Annotated in this window: 15 protein-coding genes and 2 pseudogenes; 6 read left to right on the top strand and 11 right to left on the bottom strand. The window is 63.2% G+C overall.

The window, feature by feature from the left end; genetic code table 11:
- Nucleotide 1: 1 nt before the first annotated feature.
- The 4 genes and pseudogenes from AC0L2O_RS10795 to AC0L2O_RS10780 all read left to right on the top strand — a co-directional run bounded on the left by AC0L2O_RS10795 (nucleotide 2) and on the right by AC0L2O_RS10780 (nucleotide 3,854).
- Nucleotides 2-799, top strand: a complete 798-nt coding sequence (locus AC0L2O_RS10795; RefSeq protein WP_473369700.1) for an MBL fold metallo-hydrolase — start codon at nucleotides 2-4, stop codon at nucleotides 797-799.
- Nucleotides 800-944: 145 nt separating this feature from the next.
- Nucleotides 945-1,532 (top strand): TRAP transporter small permease, encoded by a 588-nt coding sequence (locus AC0L2O_RS10790; protein WP_473369699.1) that lies wholly within the window; start codon nucleotides 945-947, stop codon nucleotides 1,530-1,532.
- A gap of 2 nt (nucleotides 1,533-1,534) precedes the next feature.
- Nucleotides 1,535-2,848: pseudogene (locus tag AC0L2O_RS10785) on the top strand (TRAP transporter large permease).
- Nucleotides 2,849-2,876: 28 nt separating this feature from the next.
- The gene (locus tag AC0L2O_RS10780) at nucleotides 2,877-3,854 is read left to right on the top strand and encodes a TRAP transporter substrate-binding protein (protein WP_473369698.1); all 978 of its coding nucleotides are present in this window, start codon (nucleotides 2,877-2,879) and stop codon (nucleotides 3,852-3,854) included.
- Nucleotides 3,855-3,940: 86 nt separating this feature from the next.
- On the opposite strand, the gene AC0L2O_RS10775 is transcribed toward AC0L2O_RS10780, so the two are convergent.
- Nucleotides 3,941-4,846 carry a helix-turn-helix domain-containing protein gene (locus AC0L2O_RS10775; RefSeq protein WP_473369697.1) on the bottom strand — a complete coding sequence of 302 codons (906 nt, stop codon included), beginning with the start codon at nucleotides 4,844-4,846 and terminating at the stop codon, nucleotides 3,941-3,943.
- Between the two features lie 186 nt (nucleotides 4,847-5,032).
- Here AC0L2O_RS10775 and AC0L2O_RS10770 point away from each other — a divergent pair, with 186 nt between their 5' ends.
- On the top strand, nucleotides 5,033-5,551 hold the full coding sequence (locus AC0L2O_RS10770) for a hypothetical protein (RefSeq protein ID WP_409188699.1): 519 nt from the start codon (nucleotides 5,033-5,035) through the stop codon (nucleotides 5,549-5,551).
- Nucleotides 5,552-5,672: 121 nt separating this feature from the next.
- Here the strand turns inward: AC0L2O_RS10770 and AC0L2O_RS10765 are convergent, their stop codons facing one another.
- From AC0L2O_RS10765 to AC0L2O_RS10745, 5 genes are all read right to left on the bottom strand, one after another.
- Entirely contained in the window at nucleotides 5,673-7,154 is a 1,482-nt protein-coding gene (locus AC0L2O_RS10765) for an NCS1 family nucleobase:cation symporter-1 (RefSeq protein WP_473369696.1), read from the bottom strand.
- Nucleotides 7,155-7,475: 321 nt separating this feature from the next.
- Nucleotides 7,476-8,168 carry a TetR/AcrR family transcriptional regulator gene (locus AC0L2O_RS10760; protein WP_409188697.1) on the bottom strand — a complete coding sequence of 231 codons (693 nt, stop codon included), beginning with the start codon at nucleotides 8,166-8,168 and terminating at the stop codon, nucleotides 7,476-7,478.
- A 141-nt stretch (nucleotides 8,169-8,309) separates the two neighbouring features.
- A complete protein-coding gene (locus AC0L2O_RS10755; protein ID WP_473369695.1) occupies nucleotides 8,310-9,959 on the bottom strand; it encodes an acyl-CoA synthetase in 1,650 nt (549 codons plus the stop codon).
- A gap of 22 nt (nucleotides 9,960-9,981) precedes the next feature.
- Complete coding sequence (locus AC0L2O_RS10750; protein WP_473369694.1) at nucleotides 9,982-11,871, bottom strand: TRAP transporter large permease; 1,890 nt, start codon at nucleotides 11,869-11,871, stop codon at nucleotides 9,982-9,984.
- A 15-nt stretch (nucleotides 11,872-11,886) separates the two neighbouring features.
- Nucleotides 11,887-12,906: a TRAP transporter substrate-binding protein gene (locus AC0L2O_RS10745; protein WP_369723555.1), complete on the bottom strand. Its 1,020-nt coding sequence runs from the start codon at nucleotides 12,904-12,906 to the stop codon at nucleotides 11,887-11,889.
- 446 nt (nucleotides 12,907-13,352) lie between these two features.
- Between AC0L2O_RS10745 and AC0L2O_RS10740 the strand changes: the two genes are divergently transcribed.
- Entirely contained in the window at nucleotides 13,353-14,549 is a 1,197-nt protein-coding gene (locus AC0L2O_RS10740; protein WP_473369693.1) for a M24 family metallopeptidase, read from the top strand.
- On the opposite strand, the gene AC0L2O_RS10735 is transcribed toward AC0L2O_RS10740, so the two are convergent.
- The 5 genes and pseudogenes from AC0L2O_RS10735 to AC0L2O_RS10715 all read right to left on the bottom strand — a co-directional run bounded on the left by AC0L2O_RS10735 (nucleotide 14,546) and on the right by AC0L2O_RS10715 (nucleotide 19,758).
- Nucleotides 14,546-15,373 (bottom strand): hypothetical protein, encoded by an 828-nt coding sequence (locus AC0L2O_RS10735; RefSeq protein WP_473369692.1) that lies wholly within the window; start codon nucleotides 15,371-15,373, stop codon nucleotides 14,546-14,548. The genes AC0L2O_RS10740 and AC0L2O_RS10735 overlap by 4 nt on opposite strands.
- A 104-nt stretch (nucleotides 15,374-15,477) precedes the next feature.
- A pseudogene (locus tag AC0L2O_RS10730) lies at nucleotides 15,478-16,151 on the bottom strand (HAD family hydrolase).
- Nucleotides 16,152-16,250: 99 nt separating this feature from the next.
- Entirely contained in the window at nucleotides 16,251-16,916 is a 666-nt protein-coding gene (locus AC0L2O_RS10725) for a methionine ABC transporter permease (protein ID WP_473369691.1), read from the bottom strand.
- Nucleotides 16,906-18,051: a methionine ABC transporter ATP-binding protein gene (locus AC0L2O_RS10720; protein ID WP_473369690.1), complete on the bottom strand. Its 1,146-nt coding sequence runs from the start codon at nucleotides 18,049-18,051 to the stop codon at nucleotides 16,906-16,908. Before AC0L2O_RS10720 ends, AC0L2O_RS10725 begins: the two co-directional genes overlap by 11 nt.
- 231 nt (nucleotides 18,052-18,282) lie before the next feature.
- The gene (locus AC0L2O_RS10715; protein ID WP_473369689.1) at nucleotides 18,283-19,758 is read right to left on the bottom strand and encodes a DASS family sodium-coupled anion symporter; all 1,476 of its coding nucleotides are present in this window, start codon (nucleotides 19,756-19,758) and stop codon (nucleotides 18,283-18,285) included.
- Between the last annotated feature and the right edge of the window lie 99 nt (nucleotides 19,759-19,857).

The raw sequence follows: 19,857 nt of genomic DNA, 5'->3' as shown, positions 1-19,857 counted from the left end.
CATGACACTGACGCTGACAATCCTGGGCTGCGGCTCCTCCGCCGGCGTGCCGCGTCCGGCCCTCGGCTGGGGCGCCTGCGATCCCAACAATCCCAAGAACCGCCGCCGCCGATGCTCGCTGCTGGTCGAGCAGACATCAGGTCATGGCACCACGCGCATCGTGATAGATACGTCGCCTGACCTCCGCGAGCAGTTGATCGATGCCAATGTCGACCACATCGACGCCGTGTTCTTGACGCACGAACATGCCGACCAGACACACGGCATGGACGATCTGCGCTCGGTCGTGATCCATATGCGCAAGCGCATTCCGGTCTATTTCAATCAGTCGACCGCCAAGGACATCATGGCGCGGTTCTCCTATTGCTTCATCTCGCCGGAGGGCAGCGACTATCCGCCGATCCTCAATCGGCATTCGATTGAGGCGGGTGAGACGCGGGTGATCGGCGGCAAGGGCGGGGACGTCACGATGACCGCCTTCCTGGTCCAGCACGGCCAGATCCCAGCGCTCGGCTATCGCATCGGCAATGCCGCCTATACACCCGATCTCAACGACATCCCGCGCGAGAGCTGGGGCGCGCTGGAGAATCTCGATCTCTGGATCGTCGACGGGCTGCGCTATACCGGCCATCCCAGCCATTTCAGCATCAACGACGCGCTGTCCTGGATCGAACGGTTCAAGCCGAAGCGCGCAGTCATCACCAACATGACCGCCGACGTCGATTACGAAGTGATCCGGCAATCGCTGCCATCCGGCGTGGTGCCGGCCTATGACGGAATGCGGCTGGAGACGCACTGAGCACAATCCAGCAGAAATTTGCTGCAGGGCGGGATGCTCCTTGCTTCGCAAGCCTCATCGTGTTGGTCTAACGTCTGAAGGACAGAGGCTGGGCTGGTGGCGATAGTCAAGCTTGATTGCGCCGCTGGATGAGGATGGGGACCGCGTGGCAGGGCACGAGCACGATGTAAACTCTGCCGGACTGGTCCGGCGCGCACTGGATCTGCTTTATCTCGGCTCGGGCATCGCGGCCGGCGCATTCCTGGTTGCGATCTTCGCCATCATGATGGCGATGTCGGTCGGGCGGCAGTTTGCGCTCAACATTCCAGCCGGTGATGATTTCGCATCATGGTGCATGGCCGCAATGGCCTTTCTCGGCCTCGCCCACACCTTCAAGCGCGGCGAGATGATCCGCGTCGGCCTGCTGCTGGAACGCCTGCACGGACGGACCAAGCAGGTCGCGGAGATCGTGGCGCTCGCAATTGCGACCGCCTTCGTTCTCTATTTCACCCGACACGCGTTGCAAATGACTTACGACTCCTGGCGCTTCAACGACGTGGCGCAAGGCGTGCTCGCGGTTCCGCTCTGGATTCCCCAGCTTGGCTTTGCCGGCGGCCTCGTGATCCTGTCGATCGCGCTGATTGACGAGATGGTCAGTGTCGTGGGCGGCAAGCGGCCAACCTACGAGAAGGGCTCGCCGGACGAGACGCCGGACGAATTCATCGAGCGCATCTCGCAGGGCGGTGGAGGTTGACCATGGCCAATCTCGGCATGATTGAGCTTTCCTTCGTCCTGCTCGGCGTCATGATCCTGCTGCTCGGAAGTGGGGTCTGGATCGCGGTTTCGCTCGGGCTCGTCGGCTTCGTCGCGATGGCGCTGACCACGAGCCTGCCCCTAGGGTCGGTGCTGGCCACCACCACCTGGAGCGCGAGCTCGTCATGGACGCTAGCCGCGCTGCCGTTGTTCATCTGGATGGGTGAGCTCCTATTTCGCACTAAATTGTCCGAGGAGATGTTCCGTGGCCTATCGCCCTGGGTGCAGTGGCTGCCGGGCCGGCTTACGCATGTGAACGTGATCGGCTGCGGGATCTTCGCAGCGGTGTCAGGGTCGTCGGCAGCGACCTGTGCCACCATCGGCAAGATCGCCCTGCCGGAGCTCGACAAGCGTGGTTACGACAAGGCTCTCAGTCTCGGCTCTCTCGCTGGCTCCGGCACGCTCGGCCTGTTGATTCCGCCTTCGATTCCGATGGTGGTCTACGCGGTCACGGCGAACGTCTCCGTGCTCCAGGTCTTCCTCGGCGGCTTCCTGCCGGGCGTACTCGTGATGGTGCTTTGATCCGGATACATCATCATCTGGTCACTGCTGAACCCAAGCAAAATTCCGCCCCGCGACCCGCCGATGCCGTTCCGGCAAAAGCTGCGCGAGTCGGCGCGGCTTGCACCTTGCCTGCTGCTGATCCTCGCGGTCTTCCTCTCCCTCGTGCTCGGCTTTGCAACCGCAACCGAATGCGCCGCATGGGGCGTCACAGGCGCACTGCTTCTGGCGTGGTGGAGCGGCACGCTGACGCGCAAGAACTTCTTCGAGAGCATCATGAGCGCCACGCGCCTGACCTGCATGATCATGCTGATTCTGGCGGGCGCGGCCTACACCACGGCGGCGATGGCCTATACAGGCATCCCCGCGGCGCTCGCCACCTGGGTCCAGGGGCAGCACCTTACGCCGGGCATGCTCGCGCTATATCTCAGCATCATGTACATCATCCTGGGATGTCTGATCGACGGCATTTCGATGATCGTACTGACCGCAGTCATCGTGCTGCCGATGGTGAAGCAGGCCGGGCTCGATCTGGTCTGGTTTGGCGTCTATCTGATCATCCACGTCGAGATGGCGCAGATCACGCCGCCGGTCGGCTTCAACCTGTTCGTGCTTCAGAACATGAGCGGCCGCGACACCATCACGGTTGCGCGGGCGGCGTTCCCGTTCTTTGTGCTGCTGCTGGCCGCGGTGTTCATCATCACCGAGTATCCGCGGATCGTGATGCTTCTGCCCAAACTCGCTTTCCCCGACTGATCTCAATTCGACCGTGAGGAGAAGTCCAATGAAGTCTCGTCTCATTCGCGCAGGCCTGATCGCCGGCGCCTTGCTCGCCGCAACGCCTGTCATGGCCCAAACCAAGTGGAATTTGCCGGCGGCATACCCCGCCGACAATCCGCATTCGGAGAACCTGGTCGCGTTCGCCAAGGACGTCGAAGCCGCCACCTCGGGCAAGCTTCAGATCACGGTCCATCCGGGAGCCTCGTTGTTCAAGGCCCCCGACATCAAGCGTGCGGTGATGACCGGCCAGGCGCAAATGGGCGAGGTACTGCTGTCGATCCATGAGAATGAGGACCCGGTCTACGGTATCGACGTCGTGCCTTTCCTTGCGACCAGCTTTCCGGATGCGATGAAGCTTTATCAGGCCTCCAAGGCCCTGATCTCCAAGAAGCTGGATGCACAAGGCCTCAAGCTGCTCTTCGCCGTGCCCTGGGCGCCGCAGGGGGTCTACGTCAACAAGCCGCTTGCCACGATCGAGGACATGAAGGGCCTTAAATGGCGCGCCTACAATGTCGGAACCGCGCGCATCGGCGAACTGGTCGGCGCCCAGTCGGTCACGATCCAGGCGGCCGAGCTGCCGCAGGCACTCGCCACCGGCGTCGTAAACTCGTTCATGTCGTCGGGCGGCACCGGCTATGATGCGAAGGCCTGGGAGTCGCTGAAATACTTCTACGACGTACAGGCCTGGATCCCCAAGGACTACACCTTCGTCAACAAGGCCACCTTCGACGCGCTCGACAAGCCGACCCAGGAAGCCATCCTCAAGGCCGCTGCCATCGCAGAGACGCGCGGCTGGAAGGCCTGGGAAGAGAAGGCCAATTGGTACATCGACCAGCTCAAGGCCAAGGGCATGACGGTCGAGCCGCCGAGCACTGCGCTGAAGGCCGGCTTCCAGAAGGTTGGCGAGCAGCTCACGGCCGACTGGCTCAAGAAGGCCGGCGCCGATGGCCAGGCCTTGATCGACGCCTATAAGAAGATGTGAATCGGGACGGCGCCTACAAGCGCGGCGTCTATCCGCGCTTGTTATCGCATCGGCAATCGGCCTCCTGCGATACGCGGCCTCATGGATCAACCTTTGCGAACCAATCGCCAGCGTCCGGGTGTGGCGCCGGTTGCCGCTGAGAAGACTCTGGTAAAATGGCTCTGATCCGCGAAGCCGCATTTGATCGCAATCTCCGTGAGCGACAGCGGCGAGTCCGCCAGCAGCACCTTGCTTTGCTCGATGCGCTGATTCATCAACCATCGGTGCGGCGGAGTTCCGGTGCTGACCCGGAAAGCGCGGGCGAAGTGGGCGGCTGATACGCCACATTCGCTGGCGATCCGTGCCAGCGGGATTTCGCCATGGAGATTCGCGCGAATGAGTGCCTTCGCCGTCCGAAGTTGCCATGGCGCCAATCCGCTACGGTAAGAGCGAACGCGGGGTCGGCCGACGGCATATTTGTTGAGGAAATGAGTGTTCAGCGCCATCGCAACGTGGCCCACGAAGAGCTCGTTGGCCTCATGGGGCCTTTCGAGCATCGGCAGAAGGCAATGGCCCAGATGAGCCATGACCGGATCGAGGAAGCTCGCGCCCGCGGCAACGTCATATTCAACGCGACCAAGCTCAAGCTGGTTCGCCAGGTCGTTTAGCGTGCCATGGGGCAGATACAGGTAAATAAAGTCAAAGGGATCGCGGAAGTGAACGACCGTTTCACATCGCAGATCGTAGATGCTCGTCTCGTCCTTCAAGGCGCCCTTGGGCGCGTATCGACCGTCCAGCCACGACTCGGCTCGCTGATACTGCAGCCGAAGGCAAAGTGCGAAGGCCTCGTCCGGAGGGGACGGCAGCGTCGGATCGCCGACCGGTCCGGAATATGCCATCCGCGCCGCGGCGAACGTTCCTTTTTGCAGCGACTTGACCAGGCCCGAGCGCGGCTCGCTGATCATTGGAAACAGCTTCGCAAGCCGATCTCCGTAGAGGCCAGCATCGGTCATGATGCGCTGCCAACACGCGGTCGAGCCCGATCGGTCCGGTCTGCGCTCGGTTGTGATGCCCTTGCCTGATTTTCTTGCAGGCTTGTTTCGATCAATCGTGGCTCAGGACGTTCAAGCGCCCCGGGGCCGGCGCCCCTAGATTGTGGCGCCACTTCGACTTCCACGCTGGTTGCCCCCGGAGCATCGATGCATTTCAGAACGATCAAGCCGCACGTCATGTCGGCATCGGCGCAGACCAATCTGTCCTTCCTGGAAGATCTCGTTCGCGCTGCCCGCTCCCGATTCAGCGCGTTGCTGGACAGACTTGCTGAACCGCAAGCCAGGTCATTGCCGAAGCCTTTAGGCGAACGGAGATCCCGCGACATCAATCCGGGTAGCCGCAAGCACGGTCTAGCGGGCGCGACCGAAGATCTGACCGCTATCCTCACCGTGATGGATCGGATGGTCGGCGAGCTCTTGCTGGAATCGAAGCAGTCATGGGCCTCCGTGGGATATGTCTCCGGTAACGTCCATAAGGTCGCCTTTGGACGACGGGGATTGCTTGGTGGCCGGAAGCGGAACGATTTGTCCGCGGTCGCGGTCGACGAGAGGCTCAGGCGCACGCCGCGCCTGGTGATCTCGCTGCTGGAGGTTGCCACCATATTGGAGGAGGCGGTCGCAGATCTGCAATCGGTCAAGACCGGTGATGGGAGTGGCGACAAGTAGCGGCATCGCCACCGATCGCTGCGACATCGTACTAGACTGGCATGCGCGTTCGACCGAACGCGCATGCTGGTTGTGTTGCGGGAGCGCCGCCCAGATGACGGTCGACCCGCAACTCCGAAACTCATTCGCCCGCCCCGACGATGACGGCAACCGGCCTTTGCTCCTTCGAGAGCGCCCGGTAGATCAATCCGCCGGCGCTGGCCCCGATGAGCCATCCCCAGTCACCGACGTTGAAGATCAGTCCATAGGCGCCCAACAGGGACAATCCGATGGACAGCGTGCCGGAGAGGGCGAGCGCAATCAGCGCCTTGTGATTCCAGCCTCCCTCGTAGTTGAACGCGCCGCCCGGCGACATCGTGTAGAGGTCTTCGACTTTCACGATCTGCCTTTTCACGGGGTAATAGTCGGCGATCATGATGCCGAACATCGGTCCGAGCGTTGAGCCAAACACGCTGACGAACAGCGTGATGGCCGAGGGGCTCGCGACGAACAACCAGGGACAGACCAGCACCGACAGGATCGACGTGATAAGCCCGCCCATCTTGAAATTGATGCGCTCCGGATTGAGGTTGGAGATGTCATAGGCGGGCGAGACGAAGTTGGCGACGATGTTAATGCCCATGGTCGCGACGATGAACGTAATCGAGCCGACGATGACCACAATCGGATTGCCGATCTTCTCGACGATCAGGACCGGATCCATGATCGCTTCGCCGAAAACCTTCAGCGTGCGGGCTGTCACGATCACCGTGATGATCGAAAACACCAGGAAGTTGACGGGCAGGCCGAGCAGATTTCCCTTTCTCATGGCGTCCTCGTCCTTGGCGAACCGGGCGAAGTCGCCGAAGTTGAGCAGGAGAGCCGAGAAGTAGGCGACGATCAGCATGGCGGCATTCGTCATCACGCCAACCGTTGCCGCGTTCGAGGCCGCGGGAGGACTGAGCTGAAGCGACAGGCTCGAAAGGCCGCTCTGCCACAGCATCCAGATCGCAAGGGCGAACATGATGACGTAAACCACCGGCCCGCAGAAATCGATGAAGCGGCGGATGCGCTCCATCCCGCTCAGGAAGATGATGAGCTGGAACAGCCACATGAACAGAAAGCTGAACCAGGCAAGGGTCGACAGGCCAATGATGCTGTTATGTGTCAGATCGGCCGCCGAGGGAATTAGGGTGACGATCAGGATCTGAACCGCCTTCGAGGCGAAGTAGGTCTGCACGCCGTACCAGACGATGCCGACGACCCCGCGCACCGTGGCGGCAAGATTGGCTCCCATCACCCCGAACGACACGCGCGCCATGACCGGGAAGGGGATCCCGTAGCGCTGGGATGGCCGACCGATGAGGTTCATCAGGAAGTAGACCGCCGTGATGCCCACCGTCATCGAAATGAGGACCTGCCATCCGGTCAAGCCGAGAAAAAACAGGCTTGCCGCGAACGTATAGCCGCCGACCGAGTGGACGTCCGACATCCACATCGCAAACAGGCTGAAGACACCCCAGGTTCGCCCCTCGGGCGCGGTTGGAGCAAGGTCGTGATTGTAAAGCTTTGGATGGGCCCCGGTGATGATCAGCGTGGGAACGTCGCCGCTGTTGGATGACATGTCCTCTACCTCGAATTTGCTGGCGCAGGAGTAACTGCCTCGTTGGAAGCCGTAATCCCGCTGTTGATGCCCGCGTCTTGCGGACGATCGGATCGAAGCAAGCGACATGCCATTTTTATAACGATCGATAAAATCATTTTACGATTGATAAAATAATTTTACAAACATGATTTTTCGATCTTGCGATCGACGATCGGCCTAATTCTTGACGGCAATCGTAGGTAGAGTAGCAGGTTCTGGCCAAGATGTCCCGCGCATGAGCGAAATGGCGATACGGGGGGAGTAGGTGCGCTCGCGAAAAACGAGCGGCCGAACAAGGGGCTAGGTGCCGGGCCCGGCGGGGTCCGAAAGGCCAAGTCCGCCGAAAACGAGCTGGAGGATCGTCGCCTTGGCCGCGGCGTAATCGGCCTCTTCGAGCTGTCTCTTGCCCTTCATGATGATCATCTGGCTGGAATAATCCGCATAGGCCTGGGTCATCGCCCAGATGCAGAAGAACAGATCGACAGCGCTGATCCGCCGAATCGCCCCGCTCGCGGCCCATTGGTCGAGGGTCTTGACCTTCTCGAGCAGCAACGGTGTCGAGACTTTTTCGATGAAGCTGCCGATGAATTGCGCACCGCTGATGATTTCGTTGGCGTAGATGCGCGACAGATGCGGGTGGTCTCGCGAGAAATCGATCTTCCTGCTGACGTAGCGCACGAGGATGGTCTCGATGTCGGACGTCATGTCGAGACTATCCATGTCTCGTGCCCACATGTTCATCGCGCGTTCCAGCACCGCGCGATACAGATCCTCCTTGTCCTCGAAATAGTAGTAGATGTGGGGCTTCGCGATCGACGCCTTTTTGGCGATCAGTGCCGTCGTCGCTCCTCGAAAGCCGAAATGCCCAAAGACGAACTCCGCCGCATCGAGAATTTTTCCTTCGATGTCGGGGCCGGGCGCTGCCTTGCGGCCGCCTTTTGGCGCACGGCGGATGCGAAAGACTTTCAGCTTGTCGGCGGACCTGGTTGCCATAGAGCCTCGATGGGAGCTTTTCCTTCGCGCGCGAAGGCTGAGCGGACGGTTCGCAGGATTGACTCGGCGAGCCCGGCCGGAAACTGCCTTGCCTGTCCAGCTTTATCAAGCAATTAGGACGGGCAGGTCCAAGGAATCGGCTCAGGCCGTAATCGCCCTTGCCGATCCCACCTCGTTGCGCAGCAGGAATTTCTGGATCTTGCCCGTCGACGTCTTCGGGATCGGCCCGAACACGACCGCCTTCGGCGTCTTGAAGCCACTCATATGCGTACGGCAGAAGGCTATGATCTCGGCTTCGCTGGCGCTGGCGCCGTCCTTCAACTCGACGAAGGCGCAGGGCACCTCGCCCCATTTCGGGTCCGGCTTGGCGACAACGGCCGCGAACAGCACGGCGGGATGCTTGTAGAGGATGTCCTCGACCTCGACGGAGGAGATGTTCTCGCCCCCGGAGATGATGATGTCCTTGGAGCGGTCCTTGATGATGACGTAGCCGTGCTCGTCGAGCACGCCGAGATCGCCGGTGTGAAACCAGCCGCCCTCGAACGCCTCCTTGGTCGCCTTCTCGTTCTTCAGGTAGCCCTTCATCACGATGTTGCCGCGGAACATGACCTCGCCGATGGTCTCGCCGTCGCGCGGGACTTGCCTCATGGTCTGCGGATTGATGACGGTGACGGCTTCCTCGAGCGGGTAGGGCACGCCCTGCCGGCGCTTCATGCTGGCGCGCTCGGCGGCGGGGAGATCGTCCCAACCGGGCTGCTCCGCGCAGACGGAGGCGGGGCCGTAGACCTCGGTCAGGCCATACACGTGGGTCAGCTTGATGCCGATGTTCTCTGCGCCCTCGAGCACCGCGACCGGCGGCGCGGCGCCTGCGATCAACCCGACGACGCGGCGAGCGGCGTTACCTTTCGGCGCATCGGGCGCGTTGATCAGCGTATTGTAGACGATCGGCGCGCCGCACATGTGGGTAACGCCGTGCGTCCTGATCAGCTCGAAGATTTTCGTCGGCTCGACCTTGCGCAGGCAAACATTGATGCCGGCGGCGGCTGCAATGGTCCAGGGGAAGCACCAGCCGTTGCAGTGGAACATCGGCAGCGTCCAGAGATAGACAGGATGCTGGCCGAGTTGGCCTGCGAGGATATTGCTGACGGCATTCAGATAGGCGCCGCGATGATGGGTGACGACGCCCTTGGGATTGCCTGTCGTGCCCGAGGTGTAGCTCAGCGCGATCGCGTCCCATTCGTCCGTGGGGGGGAGCGCAGTGAAGTTTGGATCGCCCTGCGCGACAGCAGCCTCGTATTCGATCTCGCCGATGCGCTTGCCGCCCATGAAGGCGGCATCGTTGACGTCGATCACGAACGGCTTTGGGCCGCTCATCTGCGCCAGCGCGTCAGTGATCACGCCCGAAAACTCGGGATCGACCAAAATGATCTTCGCTCCGCCGTGATCGAGCTGAAACGCGATGGAGGGCGCATCGAGGCGGATGTTGAGCGCGTTGAGCACGGCGCCCGTCATCGGCACAGCGAAATGCGCCTCGTTCATCGCAGGAATATTCGGCAGCATCGCTGCGACGGTGTCGCCGACGCCGATGCCCTTGCCCGCGAGGTAGGAGGCGAAGCGCTTGCAGCGCTCGTAGGTCTGCGCCCAGCTGAAGCTGAGGCCCTCGTAGACGGTGCTGACGTGATCGGGATAGACGGCGGCGCTGCGCGCGAGGAAGCTCAGCGGCGTCAGCGGCACGTAGTTGGCGGGCGTCTTGTCCAGGCCGACATTGTATTGGTTCTGCCGCTCACTCATCGACACCCTCCCTCACGCCGCGTCAAAGGAATCCAGTCGAGATCCAGGGGAAGACCGCGACGATGATCAATCCCACCAGCAGCGCCAGCAGATAGCCCCAGATCGGCCTGATGCCTTCGGCCGGATCGACGCGTCCGATGGCGCAGGCGGCATAATAGCCGACGCCGAAGGGCGGGGCGAATAACCCGATCCCCATCGCAAGAATGATCACCATGGCATAGTGCACCTCATGCACGCCGACGGCGCGCGCGATCGGAAACAACAGCGGCCCGAACAGCACGATCGCCGGAATGCCCTCCAGCACGCTGCCGAGGACGGTGAAGGCCAGGATCGAGACCGCGATGAAGCTCGCCGACCCGCCCGGCAACCCCGTCATGGCCGCCGCCAGCGAGCGCGAGAAGCCGGACTGGGTCAGGCCCCAGGCCATGCCGGTCGCCGTGCCGATGATCAGGAGGATGGCGCCGGACAGCGCCGCCGTTTCGACCAGCATCGGAAACAGCCGCCGCCAGTTGAACCGGCGGTAGACCAGGAGGCCGACGAGAGCGCCGTAGACGATGCCGATGGTCGAAACTTCGGTGGCCGTCGCAATGCCCTCGACCACTGCGTAGCGGATCACGAAAGGCAGCGCCAACGCGGGCAGGGCGATGATGAAGGTCTTGCCGATCTCGGAAGCGGGGGCGCGCTGGACGTGGCTCATATCCTCGTGCCGATACCGCCACCGGACCAGCATGCAGAGCGTGACCGCAAGCACCACGCCGGGCAGGAGGCCGCCCGTGAACAGCGCGGCGATCGAGACGCCCGTCACCGAGCCGATGGTGATCAGCACCAGGCTCGGCGGGATGGTCTCGGTCTGGGCACCCGTCGCCGCTAGAAGCGCGACGAGATCGCCGGGGCGGGCGCCGCGCTGCTTCATTTCCGGAAACAGCACTGGCGCGACCGCCGCCATGTCGGCGGCCTTGGCCCCGGAGATGCCGGAGACCAGGTACATGGCGCCGACCAGGACATAGTGCAGGCCGCCGCGGACATGGCCGAGCAGGCTGGCCAAAAACGCCACCATGGCCCGGGCCATGCCGGTCATTTCTATCAAGAGCCCCAAAAATACAAAGAGTGGCACCGAGAGCAGGATGAGGTGGCTCATGCCCTCGTCCATCCGCCCGACCAGCACCATCACGGGTGTCCGCGTGGTCAGCGCCAGATAGCCGAAGATGGCGAGGCCAAAGCCGAACGCAATGGGAACGCCCGCGAAGACGCAGAAGCCGGCGACCCCGACGAAGAAGATGACGAGGTTGAGATTGCCGAGCGGCCGCAACGCCGGCTCAGCCAGCCAGAACAGGCCGATGACGATGGCAACCGAGGCAATTGCGGCCGCAACCATCCGGTAATCTGCTGTGCGCACCAGCCGCAACAGCGCGAACGCCGCCATCAGGCAGATCCCGGCCGGGAGCGCTGCCGCGCGCCACATGTTCGAGATCTGGAGCGCCGGCGTGGTGATGTAGCTTTCTTCGTAGGCGTAGTCCCAGGATGGCCACACCACCATCGCCAGGAAGGCCAGCGCGGCGCAGGTTGCGACCAGATCGAGCCAAGCCCGCATCGCCGGGCTGGCGCTGGCGACGATCGCGGTCATGCGCATGTGCTCGGAGCGGCGAAACGCCACGGCTGAGCCCAGCATGGCCAGCCACAGGAACAGGATGGAGGCGAGTTCGTCGGACCAGATCAGCGGCCGGTGCAGGCCGTAGCGCGCCACCACGCCGGCAAACAGGATCACGATCTCGGCGATGACCAAAATCGCCGCAGGGATTTCGACGATGAGGCCGAGGAGACGCTCCAGTGCAGCCAGCAGCGAAGGTCGGCGAGGGGACTGATCAGCCACCTCGCCCGCCACTGCGCTCACCTCAACCTCGGTATGAGCCATGCCGGCCCCGACGCGTTACGATAGCTTGCCGACGGCCTTCTCCAGAAGGTCCCAGGCCTGCTCGCCGTATTTGCCCTTCCACTCCGCATAGAAGCCGGCACTCCGCAGCTTGTCGCGGAACGGCGCAACCGTGGGCTGGTTGAACGTCAGGCCCTTGGCCGCGAGCTCCTGCTGCAGATTGGCGTTCAGCTTCGCGGTGTCGGTGCGCTCGTTGAGCGCGGCGGCATTGATGTTCTTGGCGACGACCTTGCGGATATCCTCCGGCAATTTTTCCCATGCGCGGCGGTTGGCCAGGAACCAGAAGCCGTCCCACATGTGGTTGGTCAGCGAGCAGTATTTCTGCACCTCGTAGAGCTTTGCGGTCGAGATGATCGCCAGCGGGTTCTCCTGGCCCTCGACGATCTTGGTCTGGAGCGCCGAATAGACCTCGCTGAAATTGATCGAGGCGGGCGCCGCGTCGAACGCCTTGAACATCGAGGTCCACAGCGGCGACACCGGCACGCGGATCTTGAAGCCCTTGAAATCGTCCGGGCCGGTGATCGGCTTGCTCGACGACGTGGTCTGGCGGAAGCCGTTGTCCCAGATCTTGTCCATGACCTCGAGGCCGGACTTCTTGATCTCGCCGCGGACATAGGCGCCAAGGTCGCCGTCCATGGCCTTCCAGACCGTGTCGTAGTCCGGGAATGCGAAGCCGATGCCGTTGATCGACGCCGCCGGCACCAAGGTCGCCAGGATCAGTCCGGACAACGTGAAGAACTCGACGCCGCCGGAGCGGATCTGGCTCAGCATGTCGGTGTCCGAGCCGAGCTGGTTGTTCGGGAAGATCTGGAGGTCGAACTTGCCGCCGGTCTCGCTCTTGATCGCCGCGGCCATCTCCTTGGCGCGCACGTTCAAGGGATGGGTGTCCGGCAGATTGTTGGCGTATTTGTAGGTGAACTCGGCGCTCTCGGCCCGCGCGACATGGGGCGCACTGAGGCCGCCCAGGACCGCGGTCGCGGCGGAGGCCTTGAGAAGCGTGCGTCGGGAAAAGCTCATTGGGTCTGCTTCCTCAAAAGTTTGTTCTTGTTGTGAGACGCAAACCTATACGGACGTGGAGTCAGAAGGTCATCTGCGATCTCGCGAAGCCTCGCTTATTGCAGCCGGACATCCTTGCGGCAATATCGGCTTTAGGAGCGATGGGCCGGATACAAAAACTGAAAAACAACCCCATGCACAGTAGCCGTCAAGAGCTGCGGCGATGATCTGGCGCGTGGCCGAAAACCGCCGCTGAGCGAAGGCGTGGTGGAAGGAGTTTGATCTAAGTCTTTGATCAAATTGTTGATAAATATATTCCATAATATACCTTATGCGAATTACGGATGTGACCGTGCAGGTCAGGCCAGCCCAATCCAAGGATACCCGGAACCCTGCTCCGGGCGCACAATCAACGGCAGACAACGGACGCCGCCGCTCGAGCCGCGCCGCCATTGGGAGGTTTCGTCATGCAGGAGAACGCCACTCGCGCGAGCGCCTCGCGCGCCATTCCATTCGATGCCGCCAAGCTCGACCGCCTGATGGACGCGGCCGGTCTCGACGTCCTGGTCGCGACCTCCAAGCACAATGTGCAGTACTTGCTGGGGGCCGAGCGCGCGATCTTCTTCGACTATATGGATGCCCTGGGCGTCAGCCGATATCTGCCGGTCCTGGCCTATCCCAAGGGCGCGCCGGACAAGGCCGTCTATATCGGCCATCGGCTGGAGACCCATCAGCGCGCCGTGGCGCCGCCATGGGTGCCGCAGGTCCGGACCGAGTCCAACGGTTCGGTGGACGCCGTGACGCGGGCCGTGAGCGCATTGAAGAACGCCGGCGTGCCGATGAAGCGGATCGGCGTCGAGATGGCGTTCCTGCCCATGGACGCAGGGAAGGCGCTTGCCGACGCCCTGCCCGGCGCCGAGCTCAAGGACGCGCTGCTGGTGCTGGAGCGGCTGCGCGCGGTCAAGTCGGCGCATGAGCTGGCAAAACTCAAGACGGCGTCGGAATTGGTGATCGCCTCAATGCTGGAGGTGATCGCCGGACATGGCCCGGGCACGACCAAGCAGCAATTGTCCGATGCTTTGCGCGTGGCCGAGGCCAATCGCGGGTTGACCTTCGAATATTGCCTGCTCGCCTGCGGCAGCAGCCACAACCGGGCGCCGTCGGCGCAGCGCTGGGAGCAAGGCGATGTGCTGTCGCTCGACTCCGGCGGCAATTATCACGGCTATATCGGCGACCTCGCGCGCATGGCCGTGCTGGGCGAGCCGGACACCGAGCTGAAGGACTGCCTGGCTGAGATCGAAACGGTCCAGCGCGCGGCCTTTGCCGCGGTCCGGCCGGGCGCCATGGGCGGTGACATCTACGTCGCGGCCGAGCGGCAGCTGGCCCGGATCGGCCAGCGCGACTGCACGGAGTTTTTGGCCCACGGCATGGGCCTTGTCAGCCACGAGGCCCCTCGCCTGACCGCCAGCGGTCCGGTTCCCTACGACGACACCGACGCCCGCCTGCCGCTCGAGCCGGGCATGGTGGTCTCGATCGAGACCACGATGAAGCATCCGAAGCGGGGGTTCATCAAGCTCGAGGACACGGTGGCGGTGACGGCGGGTGGATACGAGATCTTTGGCGAGGGCGGTCGCGGGTGGAATCTCGGCGCCAGCGCGCGCTAGCGCAGCGGCAGCAGGTCCAACTGGGCTTGCGCCTTCTTCACCGCCGCAGCGAACCAGCCCTGGCTTGGCGCTTCCTTGGCGAAGCACGCCGTCATGGCGTCCATCGCCTGGTCCTCGCGGGTCATATCGCCGCGCGGGTCCTTCTTGTTGACCGGCTTGGCCATCATCTGTTTCCAGACCTTCTCGCAAGCCGGGATCTCGGTCGTCTTCACCGCGTCCGTGACGGCGAGGAAGAAGACCTTCTCGCCCTGGATCGCGACGACGTCGATTTCATGCGGCGGTCCCTTCAGGTCGCCATTGCCGCGCACGCCCAGCACGGCGACCGCGACACTCGCCGCTGCGGGCTTGATGATCGGCAGCTCCGCATATTTGGCGAAGGCGGAGTCCTGGATCGCTTGATAGTAGAAGCGGTCCGACTTGAAGGCGGCGCCGATCTCCTGCGGCATGCCGTCCTCGCGGTGCTCGGCAAGCCAATGCTTGAGCAGTGCTGTGGTGGTCACCACCGCTTGCATCTTGTCACCTTCGGAGGCGAGGCCGAGCCCGTCGAGATGGCCGAAGCCTGAATCGCCTTTGAACAGCGTGTCGACGTTGGAGCTTCCCTCCGAGGGCAGCCCCTTGATCGCGACCGGCCCGACCAGGCCGCGCAGCACGCCGGTCAACTCCTTGAGGGCCGCGTCATGCTGCCTGGAGGTTTCATCGTTCTCCGGCGCCTTCGAGAATTTGGTGATGTAGCGGTCGCGCAGATCGAGATAGTGCTGCTCGGGAGACGCGGCATTGGCGCGTGTGACGAACACGAACAGGCAGAGCAAGGCAAACCACTTCATGGGACATCCGGGGCGAGGACCATCTCCCCTCTTTGTGGCTGTGCTTGGTCGGAAGGTTCATCCGCGAAGCCGGCGGCGCCTCGCCTCGTGATCGGAGTGAGAGGCTAACGCCGGCCGCCGACCTCGTCGATCCGGCGCAGCATATCGGCGGGATCGTCATAGACGCGGAAAGCGCCGGATTGGCGCAGCTCGTCCGGCCCGTAGCCGCCGCTCAGGAGGCCCACGCCGAGCGCGCGACAGCGCACCGCCGCCATCATGTCCCAGACGCTGTCACCGACCACGACCGCGGTCTCAATCGGTGCGTTCAGCCGCGCGGCGGCTGCGAGAAACAGGTCCGGGTCGGGCTTTGCGTATTTGACTGGTCGCGCGTCACCACAGGCGTGCGCTGCGGATCGACGCCGAGCGAGGCGAGGTTCACCGCCGCGGTTTCCATCCGGCCGCTGGTTGCGATCGCCCAGGGAATCCCGGCCTCCGTCAGCCATTGCAGCAATTCACGCGCGCCCGGCAGCGGCCTGATCTGGCGCGCTTGCTGCTGGTAGGAGGCCGCGTGCGCCCGCCGCAGCCTGTCGATCCGCTCCTCGCTGATCTCGACGCCGATCTCGCGCAGCAGCTGGTTGGTGAACAGACCGCCGCTCATGCCGATCTTGCGATGGATGCGCCAGACCGAAAGCTCGATTCCCTCGGCGTCAAGCGCATGCTTCCAGGCGAGCACATGCTGATAGACGCTGTCGACCAGCGTGCCGTCGAGGTCAAACAGGAACACCGGCTCGATGCGCATGCAAGCTCTCCATTGCAGTGTCGCTGCGGAGGCGCCCTCGCCTCTGCCGCGCGACATGCAAGCATACGATCAAGACAACAGCTTGTTCCTTTTTTGACGTCAGCGATGCCGCAGCCGGCGGTTGAGCCGGCGTGCGAGGTAGTCGCCGGCGCTCTGCACCAGCTGAACCAGCGCGATCAGCACGACGACGACGGCCAGCATCATCTCCGGCATGAAGCGCTGGTAGCCGTAGCGGATGCCGAGATCGCCAAGCCCGCCGCCGCCGACCGCGCCGACCATGGCGGAGTAGCCGAGCAGGCTGACCACTGCGAGCGTCAGCGCCAGCAGCAGACCCGGCAAGGCCTCGGGGATCAGCACCTTGAACACGATCTGGAGCGGCGACGCCCCGAACGAAGATGCTGTCTCGATCAGCCCGCCATCGACCTCGCGGATCGCGGCTTCGACCAGGCGCGCGATGAACGGCACTGAGGCAATCGTCAGCGGCACGATGGCCGCGGTCGATCCGATCGAGGTGCCCGCAATCAGCCGCGTGAACGGGATGATGGCGACGACCAGGATGATGAAGGGCGTGGAGCGTGTCGCATTGACGACGATGCCGAGCAGGCGATTGACGGCGGGGGCCGCGAACAGCTCTCCCTTCCGGCTGGTCGCGAGGAACACGCCGAGCGGCAGGCCGAAGGCCGTGCCGATCAGCGCCGCCACCCCGACCATGTAGAGGCTCTCGCCGGTAGCCTGGATGATCAAGTTGATGAGTTCAGGCGACATAGCCGAGACGCTCCGCCGAGAATTGATGTTGAGAAAGCCAGGCCAATGTCCGGCCTGCCGCGTCCTCGCCGCGAGAATTGCCAACGGGAATGCCGAGCACCAGCGAGCCCACATGCTGGCCGCCGATCTCGTCGATGCGGGCCGACAGCAGCGACACGTCAAGTCCGAGCTCACGCGCGAGCCGCGCGATCAGCGTATCGCCGGTCCCTGCCCCGCGCACCTGGACACGGATCACGGTCTGGCTGCCCGCAACTGGCTCCTGTGAAATCCGACTCGCCAGCGACACCGGCAGGCTGTCGCCGATCACCTCGGCCAGGAAGGACTGCGTAATCGGGTGGTTTGGATGGGTGAAGATGTCGGCGACGTGGCCGCTCTCGACCACCTGGCCGGCGTCGAGCACGACCACGTCCCTGGCGAGCTGGCGCACCACCGACATTTCATGGGTGATCAGCACGATGGTTACGCCGAGCTCGTGATTGATGTTGGCAAGCAGATCGAGGATCGCGCGGGTGGTCTGCGGATCGAGCGCGGAGGTCGCCTCGTCCGACAGCAGCACGCTCGGCCGTGTCGCCAGCGCACGCGCGATGCCGACGCGCTGCTTCTGGCCGCCCGAGAGCTCGGAAGGATAGCGGTCGTGCTTGTCGGCGATGTCGACCAGCGCGAGCAGCTCGGCGACGCGCGCGCGGATGTCGGCCTTGGCCCAGCCGGCGATTTCGAGCGGCAGCGCGATGTTGTCGGCCGCCGTGCGCGACGACAGCAGGTTGAAGTGCTGGAAGATCATGCCGATCGAGCGCTGCGCCAGCCGCAATTCGCGACCGGCGAGCGCTGAGATGTCGCGGCCATCGACGATCACGCGGCCTGTGGTCGGCTTCTCCAGCCCGTTGATCAGCCGAACGAGGCTCGACTTGCCCGCACCGGAGCGACCAATCACGCCGGTGGTCGAGCCGCGGGCAATCGCGAAGTCGATCCCCTCGAGCGCGTTGACGCCGGGCTTGCCGCGATAGGCCGGATAGGTTTTCGAGATGCCGGCGAAACGAACCATCGCATCGCCGTCAACCGCGGCGGGCGCGTCTCGGGTTTCGACGGGATCTCCGACCAGCAGCGATGGCTGCACGTTCATTGAAGCGGCTTTCATGCGGGATGATGAGCTCGTCCGCCCGAGCGGCGCGCGAGACCCAAGTGGCATGACGCGACGGAAGGTTGGAACAGCGGCGGGGCTTCCAAAGGCGGCGCTGCACTGCAGCACACCATCGCGCGATCCGGTCTTTGTTGCAATTTCAGATATTTGCGGGACTTGGACGAAATTTTCCCGGTCCCTCCCCGGCGAAGAAAATTCATCTGCCGGCGGCATCACCTGCGGCCCCCCTCACCGGGCCATCTGCAGCCACGGCATCACGATCAGGAGCAACCCGCCAAAATAAAGCAACCCGAAGATCAGCCCAAAGCCCCAGAATTGCCCCTTTCCGATAAAGCCGCTGCCGAAATACATCGGCGCGGGACCGGTCGCGTAAGGCGAGATCACGCCCATCAGGCCGAGCGAATACATGCAGAGCATCGCAAGCGTCGTGACCGGCAGATCGGGGATGCCCGAGCCGACCGCCAGCACCACCGGCAGCACGGCGGCCGCATGCGAGGTGATGCTCGAGAAGAAATAGTGGATCCAGAAGAACAGCGCCACCAGCATGATCATCGCGGTCGATGGCGAGAGCCCTGCGAGCGGCTTGGCGAATTCATTGGCGAACCATTTGACGAAGCCGATCTCGTTGAGACCCGAGGCCAGCGTCAAGAGCGAGGTGAAGTAGAAAAACACCTCCCAGGCGCTCTTCTCGCTGACGATATCGGCGAACTCGATCACGCCCGTGACCAGCATCAGCGAGATCACGATGAACACGACGGTGGTGGCATTGACGAAGTTCGAACCGAGCAAGGGCACGCGAATGTTGGGGCTTGAGCCCGCGATCCACAGGAACATCGCGAGGATGATCAGGCCGAGCATGATCCACTCGTTGCGCGACATCGGACCCATGTCGCCAAGTTCTCTCGCCGCCCATTCGGATATCTCGGGGCTGCGCTTCACCTCCGGCCGGCAGATCGCGTAGCTGAGTAGCGGCACCAGCAGCATCAGCAGGATTCCGAGCGGCGCGAAACCGACGAACCATTGGCCCCAGCTGACGTCGACCCCGACCGTCTTCTTGGCGATCGCAAGCGCGGCCGCATTGGGCGCCAGCGCAGTGAAGAACAGCGAGCTCGTGATCGCCGTCGCTGCAAAGGCGGTCCACATCACATAGGTGCCGATCTTGCCGGCGGTCGGTCCGGGCTCGGAGCCGTAGATACGCGGGATGTTGCTGATGATGGGATAGACGATGCCGCCGCTGCGCGCGGTGTTGGACGGGGTTGCCGGCGCGAGCAGGAAGTCGGACATCGCGACCGCATAGCCAAGCCCCAGCGTGTTGGTGCCGAGTCGTCGCACCAGCACCAGCGCGATGCGCCGGCCGAGCTGGCTCTTGCGATAGCCGATCGAGAACACGAAGGCGCCGACGATCAGCCAGACCGTGCTCTCGGCGAAACCCGCCAGCATCCAGCGCAGCGATTTGCCGGGATCGGGATCGATATAGCCAGAGATGCCGGCAACCGTAAGCCCGATCAGGCCGACCGCGCCGACCGGCATTGATTCCAGAATGAGGCCGGTGATGACGGCCACGAAGATTGCAAAATAGTGCCACTGGTTAAGGTTGAGCCCTGTTGGCACCGGCCACAGATAGATCGCGAGCCAGACCACGAGCGGCGCGATCAGCTTCCAGCGAAACGCTTTCGCCTCAGATGGGTTTGAACCCGCGGCCATCGTCCCTCCCCTCAATTCCAATGGTATCTTACCGGTTCGTTCACCGCGCCTCATTGTCCCGGCTGCCGTATAGGGACAGTCGATGGCGCGATCAATGGC

The sequence above is a fragment of the Bradyrhizobium sp. Kon10 genome, from assembly GCF_055807395.1.
This window is presented reverse-complemented; position numbering and strand designations above follow the sequence as displayed.